At 39.4% G+C, this 20,253-nt stretch carries 21 protein-coding genes and 1 pseudogene; 2 read left to right on the forward strand and 20 right to left on the reverse strand.

The genetic code is table 11. The features are described 5' to 3' along the window. Window positions 1-10 precede the first annotated feature (10 nt). From QFX10_RS09505 to rnz, 7 genes are all read right to left on the reverse strand, one after another. Window positions 11-112, reverse strand: coding sequence for a teichoic acid D-Ala incorporation-associated protein DltX (locus QFX10_RS09505; protein ID WP_369941085.1), 102 nt, complete (start codon window positions 110-112; stop codon window positions 11-13). 201 nt (window positions 113-313) lie between these two features. Continuing rightward, complete coding sequence (locus QFX10_RS09510) at window positions 314-979, reverse strand: potassium channel family protein (protein WP_280605986.1); 666 nt, start codon at window positions 977-979, stop codon at window positions 314-316. A gap of 68 nt (window positions 980-1,047) precedes the next feature. Next, window positions 1,048-1,566 carry an adenine phosphoribosyltransferase gene (locus QFX10_RS09515; RefSeq protein WP_280605987.1) on the reverse strand — a complete coding sequence of 173 codons (519 nt, stop codon included), beginning with the start codon at window positions 1,564-1,566 and terminating at the stop codon, window positions 1,048-1,050. Between the two features lie 119 nt (window positions 1,567-1,685). Continuing rightward, on the reverse strand, window positions 1,686-3,983 hold the full coding sequence (gene recJ / locus QFX10_RS09520) for a single-stranded-DNA-specific exonuclease RecJ (RefSeq protein WP_280605988.1): 2,298 nt from the start codon (window positions 3,981-3,983) through the stop codon (window positions 1,686-1,688). Between the two features lie 17 nt (window positions 3,984-4,000). Further along, entirely contained in the window at window positions 4,001-4,306 is a 306-nt protein-coding gene (locus tag QFX10_RS09525) for a lipopolysaccharide assembly protein LapA domain-containing protein (protein WP_280605989.1), read from the reverse strand. 15 nt (window positions 4,307-4,321) lie between these two features. After that, entirely contained in the window at window positions 4,322-5,131 is an 810-nt protein-coding gene (locus QFX10_RS09530) for an SDR family NAD(P)-dependent oxidoreductase (RefSeq protein ID WP_280605990.1), read from the reverse strand. After that, window positions 5,131-6,081, reverse strand: coding sequence for a ribonuclease Z (gene rnz / locus QFX10_RS09535; RefSeq protein ID WP_280605991.1), 951 nt, complete (start codon window positions 6,079-6,081; stop codon window positions 5,131-5,133). The genes QFX10_RS09530 and rnz overlap by 1 nt, the downstream gene beginning before the upstream one ends. A 247-nt stretch (window positions 6,082-6,328) precedes the next feature. Between rnz and QFX10_RS09540 the strand changes: the two genes are divergently transcribed. Beyond that, window positions 6,329-6,574, forward strand: coding sequence for a hypothetical protein (locus tag QFX10_RS09540; RefSeq protein WP_280605992.1), 246 nt, complete (start codon window positions 6,329-6,331; stop codon window positions 6,572-6,574). Window positions 6,575-6,634: 60 nt separating this feature from the next. Here QFX10_RS09540 and QFX10_RS09545 read toward each other — a convergent pair whose 3' ends face one another. The 6 genes and pseudogenes from QFX10_RS09545 to QFX10_RS09570 all read right to left on the reverse strand — a co-directional run bounded on the left by QFX10_RS09545 (window position 6,635) and on the right by QFX10_RS09570 (window position 15,612). Further along, a complete protein-coding gene (locus QFX10_RS09545; RefSeq protein WP_280605993.1) occupies window positions 6,635-8,497 on the reverse strand; it encodes an acyltransferase family protein in 1,863 nt (620 codons plus the stop codon). A gap of 31 nt (window positions 8,498-8,528) precedes the next feature. Then, window positions 8,529-9,833, reverse strand: a complete 1,305-nt coding sequence (obgE, locus tag QFX10_RS09550) for a GTPase ObgE (RefSeq protein WP_280605994.1) — start codon at window positions 9,831-9,833, stop codon at window positions 8,529-8,531. A 127-nt stretch (window positions 9,834-9,960) separates the two neighbouring features. Then, a complete protein-coding gene (gene uvrC / locus QFX10_RS09555; protein ID WP_280607276.1) occupies window positions 9,961-11,766 on the reverse strand; it encodes an excinuclease ABC subunit UvrC in 1,806 nt (601 codons plus the stop codon). A gap of 115 nt (window positions 11,767-11,881) precedes the next feature. After that, window positions 11,882-13,297 (reverse strand): annotated as a pseudogene (locus QFX10_RS09560) (IS1182 family transposase). A gap of 118 nt (window positions 13,298-13,415) precedes the next feature. Continuing rightward, window positions 13,416-14,150: an amino acid ABC transporter ATP-binding protein gene (locus QFX10_RS09565; protein WP_280605995.1), complete on the reverse strand. Its 735-nt coding sequence runs from the start codon at window positions 14,148-14,150 to the stop codon at window positions 13,416-13,418. Continuing rightward, entirely contained in the window at window positions 14,143-15,612 is a 1,470-nt protein-coding gene (locus tag QFX10_RS09570; RefSeq protein ID WP_280605996.1) for an ABC transporter substrate-binding protein/permease, read from the reverse strand. The genes QFX10_RS09565 and QFX10_RS09570 overlap by 8 nt, the downstream gene beginning before the upstream one ends. 175 nt (window positions 15,613-15,787) lie before the next feature. On the opposite strand from QFX10_RS09570, the gene QFX10_RS09575 reads away from it, so the two are divergent. After that, the gene (locus QFX10_RS09575) at window positions 15,788-15,925 is read left to right on the forward strand and encodes an SPJ_0845 family protein (protein ID WP_280605997.1); all 138 of its coding nucleotides are present in this window, start codon (window positions 15,788-15,790) and stop codon (window positions 15,923-15,925) included. A 119-nt stretch (window positions 15,926-16,044) separates the two neighbouring features. Here the strand turns inward: QFX10_RS09575 and QFX10_RS09580 are convergent, their stop codons facing one another. The 7 genes from QFX10_RS09580 to rsfS form a co-directional block, all read right to left on the reverse strand. Further along, window positions 16,045-16,344: a nucleoside triphosphate pyrophosphohydrolase family protein gene (locus tag QFX10_RS09580; RefSeq protein WP_280605998.1), complete on the reverse strand. Its 300-nt coding sequence runs from the start codon at window positions 16,342-16,344 to the stop codon at window positions 16,045-16,047. Window positions 16,345-16,357: 13 nt separating this feature from the next. Then, a complete protein-coding gene (gene yihA / locus QFX10_RS09585; protein ID WP_280605999.1) occupies window positions 16,358-16,942 on the reverse strand; it encodes a ribosome biogenesis GTP-binding protein YihA/YsxC in 585 nt (194 codons plus the stop codon). A gap of 167 nt (window positions 16,943-17,109) precedes the next feature. Then, window positions 17,110-17,286, reverse strand: a complete 177-nt coding sequence (rpmF, locus tag QFX10_RS09590; protein WP_004047302.1) for a 50S ribosomal protein L32 — start codon at window positions 17,284-17,286, stop codon at window positions 17,110-17,112. Window positions 17,287-17,363: 77 nt separating this feature from the next. Next, a complete protein-coding gene (locus QFX10_RS09595) occupies window positions 17,364-17,909 on the reverse strand; it encodes a YceD family protein (protein WP_280606000.1) in 546 nt (181 codons plus the stop codon). Between the two features lie 79 nt (window positions 17,910-17,988). Further along, a complete protein-coding gene (locus QFX10_RS09600) occupies window positions 17,989-19,131 on the reverse strand; it encodes a nucleotidyltransferase (RefSeq protein ID WP_280606001.1) in 1,143 nt (380 codons plus the stop codon). Window positions 19,132-19,151: 20 nt separating this feature from the next. Continuing rightward, entirely contained in the window at window positions 19,152-19,886 is a 735-nt protein-coding gene (locus QFX10_RS09605; protein WP_280606002.1) for a class I SAM-dependent DNA methyltransferase, read from the reverse strand. Between the two features lies 1 nt (window position 19,887). Further along, complete coding sequence (rsfS, locus tag QFX10_RS09610; RefSeq protein WP_280606003.1) at window positions 19,888-20,244, reverse strand: ribosome silencing factor; 357 nt, start codon at window positions 20,242-20,244, stop codon at window positions 19,888-19,890. Between the last annotated feature and the right edge of the window lie 9 nt (window positions 20,245-20,253).

Raw genomic sequence — 20,253 nt, forward strand, 5'->3', positions numbered from 1 at the left:
GCAGTTCCTCCTAAAACTCATTATAAATAAAATGTGGCTGATTTACTCCGCTATAACTATATAAATACACTAACGCAAATAGTACAGCAAAATAAAAGATAGTCTTTAAGATAAAATCGACATAGCCATTACTTAAAAATTTTTGCCATTTTTTCTTCAAGCATTTCACCCCTATATATTTAATAGGCACACAAATGCCACATCTCATTAATATTACAATAACTTTACCTCATAAAACAAGGCTTTATGTTTTCATTAAACATTTAAAATGTCATTTAAGCAAGTCCTTGTCATTTAAAAAAAAGTTAAGATCTCAATTGTCCATCAATTCTTCTAAACGATCGATCGCTTCTTTTGGCCCCGCAACTAAAATACTGTCATTTAGTCCTAAAACATCATCTGCCGCAGGAAGACACATCTCACTTTTACTATGTGCTAAAGCGATCACATTCAACTTATATTTATCGCGAAAATCTAATTCAGCTAATGAACGCCCAAAAAAGCGGGGATTGGTGATCAAGATCTCAGCCATTTTAAAGTTTGAATCAAGGTCTAAATAATCGATCATATTTTTAGAAGTCAAGCTACGCCCGATCCGCACGCCCATATCCCGTTCTGGATGGACGACACGATCAACGCCTAGTTTCTCTAGAACTTTAGCATGGTAGCCATTTTGGGCTTTAGCTGTCACATACTTGACTCCTTGCTCTTTGACCATCAAAGTTACTAAAATACTTGCTTGGATATCTTCACCGATCGCCACGATCACATGATCGAAATTTCTGATCCCTAAAGAGCGTAAAACATCTTCATCTTGAGCATCAGCTACAACAGCCTGAGTCGCAATATCTTTGTAGTCGTTGACGCGTGCTTCATCCTTATCGATCGCCAAAACTTCTTTACCGGCATCAGCTAGCGTCTGACATACGCTCCCCCCAAATCGACCTAGACCGATCACTGCAAAAGTCTGTTTTTCCATCTAGCTTTTTCCTTTCTAATATCTGCAAAGTAAAAAAGTCCAGTCTATGTCCGACCAGACTCTTTTTACTAGTATTCCATCAAACACAACGTATCATAATTTTCGAGACGCTTGCGTCCATTTAGATCTTTCAATTCAATGATGAAAGCACAACCAACGACTTTTCCCCCAAGTTGTTCGACTAGATCGATCGTAGCTCCGATCGTTCCCCCAGTCGCTAAAAGATCATCGACGATCAAGACTTTTTGCCCAGGCTTGATCGCATCTTTATGCATATAAAGTGCTGATGTCCCATATTCAAGATCGTACTTAGCTTCGATCGTTTCGCGTGGTAATTTACCAGCTTTGCGGGCTGGAGCAAATCCGACCCCTAATTCATAGGCTACTGGGCAACCGACGATAAAGCCTCGTGCTTCTGGGCAAGCGACCATCTCGACACCTTTATCTTTTGCAAATTGGACGATCCTATCAGTTGCTTGACGGTAGGCTTGACCGTCAGCCATCAAAGGTGTGATATCTCTAAAAATGATCCCTTTTTCTGGATAATCAGGGATACTTGCAACATAATTATTCAAATCTAAAGCCATTTTGCTCAACTATATAAATGTGAGTCCACAACCGTTGAGTTGCTTAAAAGTTTATATATTCCCTTCTTTAAAATATGCACTAAATATCCAGCTCACATCTCGACTTTTTCATGGATATTTTAACTACGTGCACTCAACCAATGTTTGAGTGTTCCTTCATCTGACTTAAGTAAAGTCGCTACGACTTGTTGCTTAGCCCTTTGGCTTTGGTAACTTGGAGTATCTTCCAAACGATGTGCTTTAGCACTAGCATTGAAGCTCAAGATACCCTTGTTTATTGTAACAAAACCCGCCTCAAAAAACACCTTTAAGATCAATAGCGCTTGATCGTCTTCTAAAGCACACGTCTTAGCAAGCGCAGCAAGATCGTCTGGAAACGTTATTTTTTGGTAGCGTTGCATAAGTTTATAGACTTTGCCAAATTCTGCTCGTGTCGGTAATAAAACTTCTTGCTTTTTAGTGTAAAAATGAACTCGCATAGTTTTAGGACGGACACGTTTTAAAACAAACTCTAATTGGGTCAAATTAGCTGGCAGATCCACTAAAACTAACTCATCTAGGTCAGTCGTTGTTAAGTTCTTGTCAAAAACAAGGCACTGAGCTAGAGCTGGTAAATGAGGGCGGAGTTTTTGTGCCAATTGTGGATTAAAGAAACCATAAGTCACAGGACGTAAAAACATCTCCTGCGTTAATTTTACTTTGCGCTCGATAACAACTTTTGCATGTTTCTCAGCTAAGCTAAGATCTTTGATCAAAAGTTGAGGCTTGACCTGTCCGCGCCACTCGTTTTTAGCAAGAGAAGCTACAAATTGGATATCTGCTGGCGCTTGTAAGAGCTCAGGAAGTTCTTCTTTGACGCCAAACGCTAGTGCTGTGATCTCAGTTGCTCCATTTTTCAATTCCAAGCGTAAATGATCGTTATTTTTTCCGATCGCTTTAGCACTTACAACTTGATGATCATTGATCTCAAAAAGTGGCAACTCATTCCCAGTTCCAAAAGGAGCTAACTTAGCAAGTTCATCGAGCAAATTCAGATCAACTTCGCTTAAAGATAAAGAACTAACGATCGCCAAGGCTTGTGCTTTAGCTTGATCTAATTTTTGATGTTTAGCTTCGGTATCTAAGATCTGTTGCAACTTTTCAATATTAGTTTGTAAAACCGTCACACCACAAGCCATATGATGTCCACCAAAGCTTTCTAAAAACTCTCGGTGTCCGTCAAGAGCATCAAAAAGATGAAAAGCTTCGACCGATCGACCTGAACCTTTAGCTTCTCCGTTTGCGAGATTTAAAACGACTGCTGGTCGTCCTGTCTTTTCAACTAAACGGCTCGCAACGATTCCTAAAACTCCTTCATGCCAATCAGTTCCAGCCACAACATCAACGAGATGTCCTGGCGCTTTAGCAACTTTAGCTAAAGCTTCCGTCGTGATCTTTTCAACTATTTCTTGGCGTTTAGCATTCAAAGCTTGCGCCTTTTTAGCTAACTCTTGGGCCCGCTCTTCATCTAAAGTCGTCAATAATTCGACTCCGATCTGAGCATGTTGCATCCGTCCGATCGCATTCAATCGTGGTGCCAAAGTAAAACCAACTGTTTGCTCTGTGATCTCTTTTTCATTGAGACCAGCCAATTCGTAAAGCGCCAACAAACCAGGCCTTAAAGTATTTTCTAAAGCAACCAGCCCAAATTTAGCTAGCGCACGATTTTCATCTGTTAAAGAAACAAGATCAGCGATCGTTCCTAAGGCAGCTAGATCTAAGAAATCTTCTGGGATCTCCTCTAACATCGCTTGAGCCATTTTAAAAGCGACGCCAGCTCCAGAAAGATCGGCAAAAGGATAGTCACCTTTAGGATGACGCGGATGGATCACCGCATAAGCAGGTGGAAGCTGAGCTGGGAGCTCGTGGTGATCAGTTACGATCACATCTAAGCCTTGTTCTTTAGCATACGTGATCGCTTCAAGCCCAGCGACCCCATTATCAACAGTCACTAATAGTTCTGTGCCTTGTTCGAGCAGACGAGCATATACCTCTTTATTAGGACCATAACCATCTTGGAAGCGATCAGGGATATAATAATCAACATCTGCTCCCAATTGAAGTAATGCTTCATACATGATCGCAGTACTCGTCAGACCATCTACGTCATAATCACCATAAACTGTGATATGTTCTTCATTGACGATCGCATCTTGGATCCGTTCGATCGCCCTTTGCATATCAAATAATTGATATGGATCATAAAAACTCTCGCTTGTCGGTTCTAAGAAGCGTTTGATCTTAGCCACAGTGTCTTGTCCTCTAGCCACTAAGATCTCAGTCACTAGCGGAGAAAGTCCAAGTTCAGTTGCTATTTCATCGACATTTTCTTTTTCTGGGAGATCTTGTTTTTTCCATTCATATTTTGGCGTGATCAAATTAAAATCCCTCACAATTATTTAACTTTATCTGGACGTGTTTCAGTTGTTTCCTTTTTTTCAGTTCTGCGCATCGTTTTATTAGCTTGAACTTGTTGCTCTAAACGTTTGATCTCATTTTTTTGTTGCAAGATCGTCGCTAACGACAACGAAACTGCAATGATCACACCGATCAAAAGCACTAAAACTAAAACGATCACTAACGGCATCGTAACTTTAGCAAAACCAAAATTTACTGTCGCTGGTTGAACGTTCATCCAAGAAAAGATCACCACTAACAAAACTAAGATCAATACTAAGACTAAGTTCCACTGTTTTTTCATTCTTTACCCCCCTTACTATTTTTTGTTAAAGATCCCACCAGCTAAGTGATCACCTAACCATGGGAAAAGTTGATAGCCATAATTAGCCCATTGCATATAACCAGGTAAATTCAATTCACGACGACTCGTTCCGATCGCATTAACGATCTTTTCTGCTACGATCTCTGGGTTCAAAGCCATCCATTTGACTCGATCGATATACTCGCCTGAACGGTCTGCGATCTCAAAGAATGCGGTCCTGATCGGACCAGGGTTGACAGTCATCACTGCGATCCCTAAAGGTCTCAGCTCAAGTCTTAAAGCATTCGAATAAGCGATCACAGCGGCTTTAGTGGCCGAATAGATCGAAGATTTTGGCGTTGCGATCTTGCCAGCGACCGAAGCGACATTGATGATCATCCCCCGTTGTCTTTTAGCCATGTTCAAAGCAACGTATTTTGTAATATACATAACACCTAAAACGTTGACACGAAACATCTTTTCTGCGATATCCATATTAAAACTCAAAGCTTGATTCATCAAACCAAAACCAGCATCATTGATCAAGACATCAACTGGCCCGATATTATTCTCGATCTCATCGACGATTTGTTCGATCTCCTCTGGTTTTGAAACATCAAGTTGATAAGCATAGGCCATCCGCCCTGAGATCGCTTTACAAACAGACATTACTTTATCTAATTTTTCTTTTCGACGAGCACAGCCAACAACGATCGCTCCTTTTTTGGCTGCTTGATAAGCGACTTGCTCTCCTAAACCAGAAGAGGCTCCAGTGATCAATACAACACGATTAGTTAAATTTTTTAATTGTCTATATCCCATCATTAAATTTCAGAACCTTTCTTGTTAAAGGGGACGTCGATCACATCAAAATCTTTGACGACCCGTGTTTGAGCAAAGACTTTGCGCGCATCTTTTTCAAGTTGTGTAACTAAAGGCCCAACATAACGAGCCGAGATATGCGTCAATAATAGTTCTTTGACATTAGCTCTAGTCGCTAAATTAGCCGCTTGAACACAAGTTGAATGGTAATAATTTCGAGCAAGTTTTGCTTCACCTTTACCAAAAGTACTTTCATGTACTAATATATCAGCATCTTGGGCCAAAGGTAAAATACTTGCAGTTTGGCGTGTATCACCTAAGATCGTGATCGTACGTCCTTTTTGAGGTGCCCCAACATAATCTTTGCCCTCAAGCACGCGTCCATCTGGCAAAGTCACTATCTCACCTGCTTTTAACCTACCATATACTGGTCCTGCAGGCACTCTTTCTTGCTTAAGTTTTTCGATCAAAAGTTCACCAGGATGATCTTTTTCTTCGATCCGATAACCTATACACTCGATCCGGTGGTCCAAGCGATCAAATGAAACTTTAAATTTATCATCTTCAAAGATCACACCAGGCTCAGTTAATTCGACAAAATGCAACGGATAAGAGAGCCGTGTTTGAGAAACTTGTAAACTGATATCTACAAAAGCCTTGATCCCTTTAGGGCCATAGATCGTAAGCGGTCTGATCTCTTCACCACTTTGAAATGAACGACTACTCAAAAATCCAGGTAAGCCAAAAATGTGGTCTCCATGTAAGTGCGTGATAAAGATCTTATCGACTTTTCGTGGACGGATCGTCGTCCGTAAGATCTGATGTTGTGTTCCTTCACCAACATCAAAGAGCCAAACGGCATTTTCTTCATCCAATAATTTGAGCGCAAGGGAGGTCACATTTCGAAATTTAGCGGGTGAGCCTGCGCCAGTTCCTAAAAACTCTAATTCCATGTTACTTTTTATTCCTATTCTAATCGGTCAGACCGAAGTAGTTTTCTTTGCATTCTTTTCTATTTTATCATCATTTTTTACAGCTTACAAAAAAGCCTTAAGAATTCTTCTTTATTTTAGAAAAATTACGTCACCACCCTTTTTATTGACTAGCATGCCAGCTCCTTTTACAATTAGAACACAGTTTATACGAAAGGATGGCTATTTAGCCAACATTAGATCTATGCTTATCGGAGATTTCTTACTATTGACAAATGAATTAGACCAAACATTACAACTTGGCTTAGAGACCCCTGAAAAGCCTTTAGGATTTATCCGTCTTGATGGAACACAACTCATTTTCTTACCGGCTAAAAAAGCTTTAACTTTAAAAAAAGCACGACAAAAACTTGTCACCTTTGAACCAACATTTCAGTTATGCGTATTTGATAACGAAGACGCACGTTTACTCTTTGGCTTAAAGATCGCTCCTCCTTTTTTACTACTCAAATGATCTTCCACAAAATAAATGACCGCTAGTTACATTTACTTTTCAAACTAGCGGTCATCTATTTTATTTTAATATCTGACGGGCCACATATGGTCCATAGTATTTAAGTCCTTCTGGATTTGGGTGGACGTTATCATCATAAAACCACTCAGGATGATCTTTGCTATATGTATACCAATCGATCACTTTTAAATTTGGATACTTTTTAGCAGCTACTTTCAGATCATTATTTACTTGATCTTGCCAACGTCTTGTTGGAACATGCACATTGATCCAGTAAAGTTTCCGCTCTTTTCCAACGATCGCCATGATCTGGTCTAGCTCTTGTTCAGAATACGGGCCATTCGTTCCTTCACTGAGTAAGACTGTATCTGCAAGTTTTCCACTTTGAGCTAAACTTTGTAAAACGGGGATCGCTTCTCCTACTTGCCGTCCTACTTTAGCGTCGACATACATATTAGGGAAGATTTCTTGCAAAGTAGTCGAAGAAGCAGCTAAAACTGAATCCCCAACGGCGGTGATCTGTAGTTGCTTAGCTTTGGCGATCTCATTTTCAGTCAGATCAAATTGCTTAGCTGTATTAGTATCAGCGCTACTTGAAGAGTGCTCACTACTTGAAGTTTTAGCAGCGATATTTTTATTTTGTTTGGCAACTTTTTTATCGTTTTCTTTGATCGTCTTTTCAAGCGCTGTATCTTTTTTAGCTTCAGAACCCGAAGTCGTTCCCGTTGTTGCTCCGACGACCGCTAACAAGACGATCAATCCTGGGATCAGCATATACCAACGCTTGTTGCCATAACTCGAATCTCGTCGACAAAACTCTTTGAGCGTACTCCATGTTTTAGAGTAATCAAAGTGTTGCAATGGCAGCTCTAAGAAGCGATATGACAGATCACTCAAAACTAAGATCAGCGCTACTTCGATCAAAGCATACAAAAATGAATGATCAGCCACATTGATCTTACTCTCAAAAAAGACTAAAACAGGATACTGATAAAGATAGATCCCATAGCTTCTTTTTCCGATCCAAGCAAAGAGTCGATTTGTCAACAGTCGATTCATATCAGCGCCAGGATGAGCAACAACTGCTACTAAGATCATCGATAAAACTGAGAAAAAGAACATCCCTCCGCGATAAACAAGGGCACTCTCTCCTGTCATCTGCATAAACATCAAACAAAGCAACATCAAAGCTCCGCCCCCGATCACATCTAGCAACAACCGCAGATTAGTCGGAAGATCTTTTCTCAAAGCTGTACTTGGCCAAACAACTGCTAAAGCCGCTCCAAGCAAGATCGAAAACATGCGTGTATCGGTCCCGTAATAGACACGTGAAGGGTCTTGCCCGGTTCGGTATAAGATCGCCATCAAAAGCGCTGAAATAAACGCTAAAATGATCATCGTGTCAAAGATCGGCTGCTTTTTCTTGACAAATTTCAACAAAATGATAATGATCAAAGGCCAAAAGAGATAAAACTGCCCTTCGATCGACAACGACCATAAATGTGTAAACGGTGACTGCGTTCCAAATTTATCAAAATACGACTCGTGATGGGTCACTTGGTACCAATTGTACACATATAATAAGTTAGTCATGATCACTGCCCGTATATTAGCCAAGAGATCACGAGCAAAGAGCGTGATATAGGCTGTCGTCGCCAAGACTAATGTTACTAAAGCAGGGTAAAGTCTTTTCACCCGCCTGATATAAAATCCAATAACATCGATCCGTTTATTTTGTTGCCATTCTTGAAATAAAAGATCAGTGATCAAATACCCAGAAACAACAAAGAAGATCGGCACGCCTAGAAAACCACCTTGAAATTGATATGGGGCCAAATGATATAAAATAACTCCTATCACAGCTAACGTTCTGATCCCATCAAATCCAGAAATATATCTACTTTTTTTTAACCTTTTTCCCATTTGTCAGCTATTCCTTCATTGCAATTAGTTACTACTCTACAAATTCAAACGTAAAGCTACCGATCCGCACTAGATCACCATTTTGAGCTCCTTTAGCTCGTAAAGCATCATCGACGCCCATACCACGCAATTGACGAGCAAAGCGCATCATACTTTCTTCATGATCTAAGTTTGTCATCTTGAATAACTTCTCTAATTTAGCACCCGACAAGACCCAAGTCGTATCTGGATCACGTGTGATCCCAAAGGCTTTTTCTTCTGGCTCTTCAAACTCATAAACTTTAGCTTCATTCATCTTCTTAGCTGCTACAGTTTCAAAGGCTGGGGTCTCTTCTAATAGCTTAGCCGTTTTTTGTAGCAATTCTTCTAAGCCTTGATGCGTTACAGAAGAGATCGCTAGGATCTCAGGTCGTTTTGGTAAAGTTGTGTCTGCTTCCAATTTTTCAGCAAAACGGGCTAAATTATCTGCCGCTTCAGGCATATCCATTTTAGAAGCAACAATGATCTGTGGTCGCTTCAGCAGATCTGGATCGTATTCAGCTAATTCAGCATTGATCTTTTGGTAATCTTCAAAAGGATCACGACCTTCTGTCCCAGACATATCGATCAAATGCAAGATCACACGTGTACGTTCAACATGGCGCAAAAATTGGATCCCTAAGCCAACACCTTGGGAAGCACCTTCGATCAAACCTGGTAGATCAGCCATCACAAAATCTTTGCCACTATCTAAACGGACCATACCTAGATTTGGCACAAGCGTTGTAAAGTGGTAATCAGCGATCTTCGGCTTAGCACTTGTAACAACAGAAAGTAATGTTGATTTTCCGACAGATGGAAAACCAACTAAACCAACATCAGCCAAAACCTTTAACTCTAGACGTAATGTCCTTTCGATCCCTGGTTCACCATTTTCAGCGATCTCAGGGGCTGGATTTTTAGCTGAAGCAAAGTGGATATTACCACGACCACCGCGACCACCTTTAGCTACAACTAATTCATCTCCATCTTTGATAAGATCGCCTAAAACTTCACCAGTTTCATCATCAGTAACTGTCGTACCTTCTGGAACTGAGATATAGAGGTCTTTTGCTCCACGACCATACATGCCTTTTGTCATTCCATTTTGTCCAGGCATAGCTTTAAAAGTCCGATGATAACGAAAATCCATCAAAGTTCGCAGGCCTTCATCAACTTTTAAGATCACGCTACCTCCTTTACCACCATCACCACCAGCAGGTCCACCGTTAGGCACATATTTCTCACGACGGAAAGCAACAGCCCCGTCGCCCCCTTTGCCGGCTTTAACTTGAATCTTAACCTGATCTACAAACATTTTTTTCACCCTTCTAAATCTAGCTTCTACATAAAAATCTTATTTTCAGATCACCATCGTCAGCTATAATAATAGCACTAAGCTTCAATATAACAGTTTTTTTAGACTTGGTCAAAATATTTATTCATTACATTTTATTTTTATTCTTTGAGTCTTTTTCCGTTGGATTCAAACTCAATTTGATCGTTTGAGCAACTTTTTTAGAGATACCTAGAGCCTGCAGTTCTTCTAAACTAGCTTGTGCAACTTTCTTTAATGAACCATATTGGCGCAAAAGCTTGATCCGCGTCTTAGGTCCGACACCTGGGATCCGTTCCAAACGCGAAGATAGCGAATTTTTCGAGCGCACTTGGCGGTGAAACGCGATCGCAAAACGATGGACTTCATCTTGGATCCGCTGTAAAAGATAAAAGCCTTCACTTTTAGGATCTAAACCAAGCTTATGCCCATCTGCGCGCAAAAGATCAGCCGTCTTATGGTGATCATTTTTGACCATCCCAGCAACTGGGATCGCTAACCCCAATTGATTTTCTAAAACATCTTTAGCTGCTTCAACTTGGATCTCGCCCCCATCCATCAAGATCAGATCGGGTAAAGGTCGGTTTTCTTTTGCTAAACGACTATAACGACGATAAATAACTTCACGCGTGCTTGCTGCTTCATCGGCATGATCGACGGTTTGCAATTTATATTTGCGGTATTCCTTTTTTTCTGGACGTCCATCGATAAAACAGACCATCGCCGAAACAAGATCACTACCTTGGATGTGAGAATGATCAAAAGCTTCGATCCGATGTCCCAAAGGCAAGCCTAACGCATCTGTGAGCTCTTTCATCGCTCCGGTTGTTTTCCGATCATCTAATTCGAGTAAACGGAATTTTTCTTCTAAGATAAGTTGTGCATTTTTAGTAGCCAATTCCAGCAATTCTTTTTTAGGGCCACGTTTTGGTGTTTTGATCGGGACTCCTAAGATCTCACTTAAGATCTCTTTATCTAATTTAGCCGGAACTAAGATCTCTTTTGGTAACAGCCGATTTTTTTGGTTATAAAATTGAAGAATAAACGAAGCTAATTCTGCTTCAGGCGTATCGATACATGGGAAAAGCCGCTTCTCGCGCTTGATCAAGCGTGCTTGGCGGATAAAGAAGACTTGGATCGAGATCCAGCCTTTATCCATGTAAAAACTAAAGAGATCACGTGGCGTATTATCATTTGAAATGATCTTTTGTCGCTCAACTGTCATCTCAACGTAACGGATCTGATCTCGTAATTCACCCGCTCGTTCATACTCCATATTTTCTGCTGCTTGTTGCATTTTATGCGTGAGCTCTTTTTTGATCCCTTTTACATTTCCATTTAAAAATGATTTGATCTTTTTGATATTTTTAGCATATTCTTCTGGAGGTACTTCTTTGAAACAAGCACCTAAGCACTGTCCCATATGATAATAAAGACATGGTCGTTTTTGATAACCGTGACACCGCCTCAACGGATAAACTTTTTGTAAAAGTTGCAGTGTCTCTTGGGCTGCATAAACATTGGGATACGGGCCAAAATAATAGCCCCCATCTTTTTTGACTTGACTTTCGATCTTTAACACAGGATCTTTTTCATTTGTGATCTTGATATATGGATACCCAGTCCCCCGTTTTAATTTGATATTATAATGAGGCTTATGTTTTTGGATCAAAGTGATCTCAAGTAAGAACGCTTCTTTGTCAGTCGATGTTACGATCGTTTCAAAGTCATAGATCTCAGAAACAAGCTTTGCTGTCTTACCTTCATGTGAACTCTTGAAATAAGAGCGCACTCGATTTTTCAAGTTTTTAGCTTTACCAACATAGATGATCTTACTATTGATATCTTTCATCAAATAGCAACCGGGAAGATCTGGTAGAAGTTTCAATTTTTTTTCGATATGTTCTGAAGCCACGTGCGTATCCCTTCCTCTAAAATATCCTAACTTGATTATACCGCAAAATACTGAGCTACTCATGAAAAAAAACGTTTGCCTGGAATAGACAAACGTTTCAGAACGTAGACAAACTCTATTCAAATCGGATAGAGTTTGTTTTTTTATGTATTTTTATAACTATATACTTTGAAATATACGAATATAACAGGGTTTTTCCCCAGTATTTTTACCAATTTTTTTAGATTTAGGCACGCAAATATCAACCCAACTTTAGCTAGAATTTTATCAATTCCTACTTCTCGGGCGTATCTCAAGTTGTGATATTCTTTTGCCGAACCAAAATTTCTTTCGATCGTCTCCTTTCGCGCTTCATACTTTAATTTTGAGCCAGTTTGATGCCTGATATCCTCACATTTTTCCATACTATCTTGCCAAACATGACGAGCGATAACTCTTTGATGATTTTTACTTTGTGTACATTTGTGCAGTAAAGGACATTTTTCACAGATTGTAGGATCACTTTTATATTCACGATAACCACTTCGATTAGTTGTGGAGTACATTAAGATTTGATCGCCAGGACATAAATAACAATCATAATATTCATCATAAACAAAATCTTTGGGTCTAAGCGTACCAACTTTGCCCCTTGGGCGTTTATAAGGAAGAATGGGAATTATGCCTTGAGATAGTAAAAAGTGTGCGATCGTGGGTGTTTTATAGCCAGAATCAGCGATAATATATTGTGGGTCGTACTTCCGTACTTTTTCAAATATTTCAGGAAAAAGTTGCGTATCATGGATATTTCCCGCACCGACCACATAAGCTAAGAGCCACCCATTTTTATCACAGGCAGCTTGAACGTTATAGGCAAAAACCTGTTTGTGTTCACCCTTATGAAACCATCCACTATCAGGATCAGTTTTAGATATTTTTACTTGTCTAGTTTTTTTTTAGGTTTTTCTTCTTTTAAGGGTTTCTTTTGATGTTTAGCTCTATCTACATTTATTTCTTTTTCGAGATCTTCACTCATAAATTTTGACTTAGTTTCAATAACTTCAGTAGTATATTTACGGCTGTTAGCAGCAGCTTTCAAATGAGTTCCATCAATAAAGATATCAGTTGTGTCGATAAGATCATTTTCTAAACAGAGTTTCAAAATATGAGCAAAAATAGCTTCTATTACATGGCTTTCAGCAAATCTTCTTTTATAATTTTTACCGTAGGTAGAGAAATGAGGAACAGGATCATTTAAACCTAGTCCTAGAAACCATCGATAAGCGACATTAACTTGAATTTCTTTGATCGTTTGACGCATAGAACGAATACCAAATAGATTTTGGATCAAAGGAATCTTTATGAGTAGTACAGGGTCAAGACTAGGACGACCATTATTTTTACAATAGGAATCTTCGACAAGATCATAAATAAAAGAGAAATCAATAATTTGATCAATTTTACGGAGTAAATGATCTTTTGGGACCAAATCATCTAGAGAAGTACGAGCATATTCACAGCGTTTGAGATTGGGATCACTTTTGTGAAGCATAATGAGCACCTCCGTAACCGTTTTCTTTAATTATACAAAAAAAAGTCACCAGAGCACATACTCTGATGACTTAGTCTACATTCTGAAACGTTTGCCTGGAATAGACAAACGTTTTTTTCTATAAAACCTTGGCTAAAAAATCTTTAGCCCGTTCAGTTTTAGGATGTTCAAAGATCTCTTCTGGCGTCCCGATCTCTTGAACATATCCATCAGCCATAAACCAAACTTCATCAGCCACTTCACGGGCAAAGCCCATTTCATGGGTAACAACGACCATCGTCATTCCTGAATCAGCTAGATCTTGCATAACCTTTAAAACTTCTCCGACCATTTCTGGATCAAGCGCTGAAGTCGGTTCGTCAAACAAGATCACTTCTGGATCCATCGCTAACGCCCGTGCGATCGCGACCCGTTGTTTTTGTCCTCCTGAAAGGCTCTCTGGATATTGGTCTGCTTTATCCAACAATCCCACTTTTTCCAAAAGCTCTTCACCACGTTTTTTAGCTTGCGCTTCTGGCACGTTTTTTACTTTCATCGGGGCTAATTTGATATTTTCAAGCACACTCATATTAGGAAAGAGATTGAACCCTTGAAAGACCATTCCCATTTTTTCGCGTAAAACATTCAGTTCTTTTTCTGAGATATCTGTCAGATCTTTACCTTCAAATAAAATTTTCCCAGCTGTTGGTCGTTCTAAAACATTTAAACAGCGTAAAAAAGTACTCTTTCCTGAACCAGATGGGCCGATCACACAGATCACTTGCCCTTTCTTGACTGTTTCCGTGATATCTTTTAAAACTTCATTTTCACCATATTTTTTCTGCAAGTTTTTGATCTCGATCATATTATCCATGGTTCAACTTCCTTTCAAAGACGTTAAGTAGCTTCGAGAGACTAAAGGTCATGACAAAGTAGATCACCATTGCAACAAAAAGCGGTAAGACCCCTTTATAAGTTGAGGATTGAACTAATTGGGTCTGATACATCAGATCACCGACCCCGATGATCGAAACGATCGAGCTTTCTTTGATCAATGTCACAAACTCATTTCCTAGAGCCGGCCAAATATTTTTAAGCGCTTGTGGGATGATCACATAACGGTAAGTATCTTTTTGGTCCATTCCAAGCGATCTAGCTGCCTCAGTTTGCCCAACGGGGATCGATTCGATCCCTGAACGAATAACTTCAGCGATATAAGCTGCCGAGTTCAAAGAAGTTGCAATGATCCCAGCTATAAGCGCTGGAAGCGATTGGATCAAAGCACCGATCCCAAAGTAAACAAACATCACTTGGACCATCAAAGGTGTCCCTCTGACAAATTCAATATAGCAAACAGCTAAACTATGCATCACCTTACTATTTGAAAGACGCATCAATGAAAGTAAGATCCCTAAAATAAACCCGAAGAAAACAGCTGCGACTGTGATGATCAAAGTATATTCGATCCCTTTAGCAAAATAAGTCCAATAACTTAAAACCGTATTGTTTTTAGTTGAAGTCTCCATATATTTAGCGGCTTCAGGTACGTATTTAGTATCGATCAAGTTCTCAGCTTTGATCTGATCCAACGTTTTGTTGGCTGCTGCTACTAACGCTGGTGAATTTTTAGCAAAGGCGATCGCTGAACCAGTTTGGCTCGTATCGCTCACAAAACCTGGATCGATCGCGACAACTTGACTATTATTAGCTGCGTAAGCTTTAGCTGTTGGTTCTTCCATCGCCACCCCAGTTACTTTACCTGATTGAAGCGCGATCACTAAGTTATTTAATTTTGAAAGACCTTTGATCTCTGAACCAGGCAATTGTTCTTTAACTAAACTGTACTGTAATGAACCTGTCTGAGCTCCGATCGGTTGACCTTTAAAATCTGCTAATTTTCTATATTTTGTCACATCTTTTTTATTGATCAACATATATTGCTTACCAGTATAGTAAACATCTGAAAAATCAACGCTTGCTTTTCGTTCTGGCGTTGGATTCATCGCAGAGATAATTGCATCGATCTTGTGCGTTTCTAACGCGACCAATAAAGAATCAAAAGCCATATTTTTGATCTCAAGTTTGACACCTAAGTCTTTGGCTAGCTTTTTAGCGATCTCAATATCGATCCCCACGTATTTTGTCTTATCGCCTTCTTTGACGGTAAATTCATACGGTGGATAATCAGCACTTGTTCCAACCACTAATTTCCCGCTTTTTTTGATCTGCTCTAATGAAGCATCAGTTTGATCAGCGTGGATCTGGGTCGGTAAGAGTGGTACGAAAACAGCTAACAACATGACGACTAGTAATAGCATTTTTTTAGCTTTATTCATCACTTTAAAACCCCTTTTATTTTTTGATTTATTGGTATTATACCCCCATAAGATTATTTATGCAATAAAATCACAATAAAATTTATTTTTATACATAAATTAAACATTTATTCATTTGAAAAAAAGTACGCGACCTGTTATTCTAGAGACAAATCGAGCTAAAGGAGTTTTTTACATGGGCTTAAAAGTCAACCAACAAAATAGTTTAGAAGATCTCTTCAATAAATTTGCGATCGAACCCCAAAAAAAGAGCAAAGATGAAGAAAAAGAGAGTCGTGATCCTAAGAAAGAAGATAAAACAAAGAAAAAATAACAGCGACTGGAAAAATCGCAAAAACGCTAAGAAGTACTTTTAAAAAAGTTTACTTCCTAGCGTTTTTTAGTATCGATAGTTATTTGCTTTTTACTTAGTGACCAAGTCTTGGCTAGTTTTTATGCATTTGGTGTAAAACCATTGGGATAACGCTGATTGAGCGTTTCGATATTTTTTTCTGCCACTTCATCAAAAGGAATATCTGCCCACTGTGCGATCTGAGAAAGATACCATAAAACATCACCCATTTCATCGATCAATTTATCTCGGTCAAGATCTTTACCTTTGAACGTATAATCTTTGACCAAATCGATCAATTGTCCACTTTCGCCTGCTAGACCTAAGGCACAGTTTGTCAAAACTTGTTCGTTACCATATAATGTGCGGTTAGCCGCTACTTGATATTCATTAAACTCCATTCGAGCTTGCCCCCTAATCTGTATGTTGTTCGATCCAATCCCAGATCTTTTCTTTACCTTGTTTTGTCACTGCGGAAAATAAAATCAGTTGATCTTCTTTATGCAGATCTAGCTTGCGTCTGATCGTGCTTTCGCTTTTATTCCACTTGCCACGTGCGATCTTATCGACTTTTGTCCCCACGACTAAGATCGGGAGCTCATAGTAATGTAAAAATTCGATCATCTGTTTATCCAGTTCTGTTGGTTCATGTCGTGCGTCGACAAGTGAGATCACCCCGCGCAGTGGTTTGCGTGTTTCAAAGTAAGTTTCGATCATCTTACCCCATTTTTCACGATCTTTCTTAGATACTTTAGCATAGCCATATCCAGGAACGTCAACAAAATATAACTCATCTTCGATATTATAAAAATTAAGTGTTTGCGTTTTTCCCGGTTGACTTGACGTGCGCGCATAATTTTTTCGATTGATCAAAGTATTGATCAAAGAAGATTTGCCCACATTTGAGCGTCCAGAAAGTGCGATCTCAGGATAACCTTGCTCAGGATACTGTTCTGGCCTAACTGCACTGATCGTTAATTCGACATTATGTACGTCCATCTGATTGACCCCCGTAAAGTAATTCATGTTTCATTCTATCATAGATCTTTAACAAATAAGCAAGAATTGTATTTAAAAAAAAGAAACACCCCAGAACGTTAAAGTTTGGGCGTGCTTCAGTGATAAAAACAGCTAGGGCCATGGTCCCTATTCGTTTTTATATAAAATTATTTTGTTTTCACAACTTCTTTGTCACCGTAAAAACCACAAGCTGGGCATACGTGGTGTGATTTTCTTAATTCACCACAGTTAGGGCATGCGCTCATGCCAGGGACTGACAATTTGTAGTGTGTACGACGTAATCTTTTACGTGTTTTAGATGTTTTACGTGCTGGTACAGCCATCGAGAAACACCTCCTTTAAAATTTTAAGAATCTCCAACAAAAAGAATTGTACTGGTTATTGGCCACTTTTGCAACTATCATTCTGATTTTTCAAAAAAATCTTTTAGTTTTGCAAAGCGTGGGTCGATCCCGTCTTTATCTTTTTGTAATTTCTTTAGCTGACCTTCACTGATGACGCTCCAATCAGAACCAGTCGGTAAACTCGCATCTGCTTTGCGCTCAGCTTCAGTCAAAACCTGCATCGGAATTTGTAACAAAATATTATCTTCGACCACACTCTTTAGATCTAAGATATCATTTTCTAAAATGATCACAACATCTGTATCTTCAAAGCGTGAGAGATCACGTTCATGAAAACTGACATAATGTTCAGTCAAATCAAAATCAAGAGCGATCGTCGCTGGTTCAAGCGAACGAGTCGATGGCAAAACGACTGTCGTCTTGATCTTCAAATAACCTAAAACACCGAGTTCATCAACAGAAAACAAGCCTTCAACTAATACATCAGAAACATCTAAAATATCTGGTCGGCGTTTCATCAGATCAGCTTTAAGGTCTAAAACTTCTTTAAAACGCAAGGGCTCGTCAACTGTTTGACGTAATTCATTTAGCGACCACTTCATGCTATATTCCTCCTAATGCAACAAAATTGATTATACCTGTCTTAAAAAGCTTTGTCAATGCTTTTTCCTTGACACCTGATCAGAAAATGCGTATTGGCGCTCTTTTCAAGTCTTGTTCAGTTTTATTTTTCAACTGATAGATCTTACCTGCTCGATAGTCAAGGGCAAAAAAATTATTTTTATCATCTTGTGAAACTTTAGTTACAAGTGGATGAGGATTACTTTTTTTAGCTTTATTCAAAATATTTTGCCCAGTCGGTGTAAAACCAAGTAGTCGCAAGTACGGAACTTTTTCATACGCTAAAACTTCGGCTGTTTTCATTTCTAATAAGATCGCACAAGCTAAACGAGAAAGACGCGTATACGTAAAGCGCTTGGTTTTGACAGCTTTTAACCATGTTTCAAAATCAGCTTGATCTGTAAGGCGCTCCATCTGATCTTTCAAACGATATTCGATACCTTCTGCCATTCCATAGATAGTCTGCAATTCTGCAACTGAACTTGAAAGCAACTTATACTTCAAATAAGGGAAGAAATCATCCCAAGATAAGAGTTCTTTTTGCCTTAAATCGTTAAAAGTTTGCGCTGGAATATACTGTGCAAGCTTATTTTCTCCTTGAGTATAGTTCTTTCTGATCGCAGAAGCACTGGCGATCGTTCCTTTCCCTAAGGTCACTTCATGGTAACCAGCTTGTTTTCTTTGGATCGGATGAAATGTCAACGGACTGTCAAAAGCTAAATTAGCCTTAGCATACGCTAACCCTAATAGATCGTTTGGTTGTGAAACTTCATGTCCGATCTTTGTTGTGATCGCCCGTTGAAATGAAGCCGCGTAAGATTCATCATATTTTTTAAAATCACCATGTGCTTCTTTGACTAATTTGGCATATGTCATAAAATCATACTCGGCATGTTCAGCTCCAAAAAAGAGATCCGTTACGCCAAGTGCTGCTAAACTGCGGACTCCACTTCTAGCAAAGCGATCAGCTGGTTGAACACAAGCAGCAACTGGTAGCTCTACTACAACATCTGCTCCGTTTTGAAGTGCTTGGTTAGCTCGTGTCCATTTATCTAAACAAGCAGGTTCGCCACGTTGCAAAAAATTTCCACTCATTGCGATCACAAGCGGAACGTTTGGTAAAGCGCGTTTGACTTGTTTGATCTGATATAAATGGCCATTATGAAATGGATTATATTCAGCAATGATCCCCGCTACTTGCATCTTAATCTCGCTTCCTTTTCCTATTTTTGACAGCTAAAAAACCAGCGTGTCGTTTTTTCAGTAGGTCGACTCTTCCCAAAATCAGCACTGACTTGGATCTGCTTGAACCCAGCTTGACGCAACAAACGCTGATACGTTGCTAGCGGATATGTGCGCTCATGATGAAGCTCGCTGACCCGGCGATAGCTATCACGGGTTGGTTCATAAATAAAAAACGTTAATTCATGAACTGCACTATGTGGTGCTTCATCAGCAAAACTGGACCAGACAAACGCCTGGGTCTCATCAGTATAATTATACATATAACCAGGATAAACTTCGTCTGTTTGGTATGGTGTGATCACATCAAAGATAAAACGCCCGCCAGTTTGCAAGTGCTGATTTACTTCGGTAAAAGCTTGGAGCATTTGAGCTTCATCTTTTAAATAGCAAAAAGAATCTGCAAAACAAGTTACGGCTCCAAACTTAGGTAATTCAGCAAGATCTAACATATCAGCCTGAATAAATGGGATCTCACACTGAGCCTCGCGAGCATGCATTTCTGCTAAAGAGAGCATCTCTTCAGACAGATCAACACCAACGATCTCATAGCCACTTTGAGCTAACATAACAGCTAAACGCCCAGCTCCACATGCAAGTTCTAGGACAGGACTAACATTTGGCTTTAATTCATGGGTAGCAAAGTCAAACCACTTTTCATACATCGTTTCATCCATCAGCTCATCGTAGAGCTTAGCAAAACTTGAATAGATCATCTTATTCTTTGACCCAAGCACTTAAGTCAACTAATGGTGCTTCTGACCAAAGCTTTTCTAAATTATAAAATTGACGTGTTTCTTCTTTGAAAACATGCACGATGACATCACCTAGATCAAGCAAGATCCAATTGGCACCGTCTTTGCCTTCAACACTTTTGACTTCTTCTTTGGCTTCATGTACTTTTTCCACGATCGCTTCTGTGATCGCTTTGACTTGGCGCTCTGAACCACCTTGCATGATCACAAAATAGTCAGCTAATAAGCTGACATTTTGTACATCAAGGGCTACGATATCTTCTGCCCGCTTACTATCAGCGGCTTTAACAACTAATTCTAATAATTCTTTACTTTCCATATAGTACCT

This window comes from Ligilactobacillus faecis, assembly GCF_029889745.1.
In the GTDB taxonomy this organism is placed as follows: domain Bacteria; phylum Bacillota; class Bacilli; order Lactobacillales; family Lactobacillaceae; genus Ligilactobacillus; species Ligilactobacillus faecis.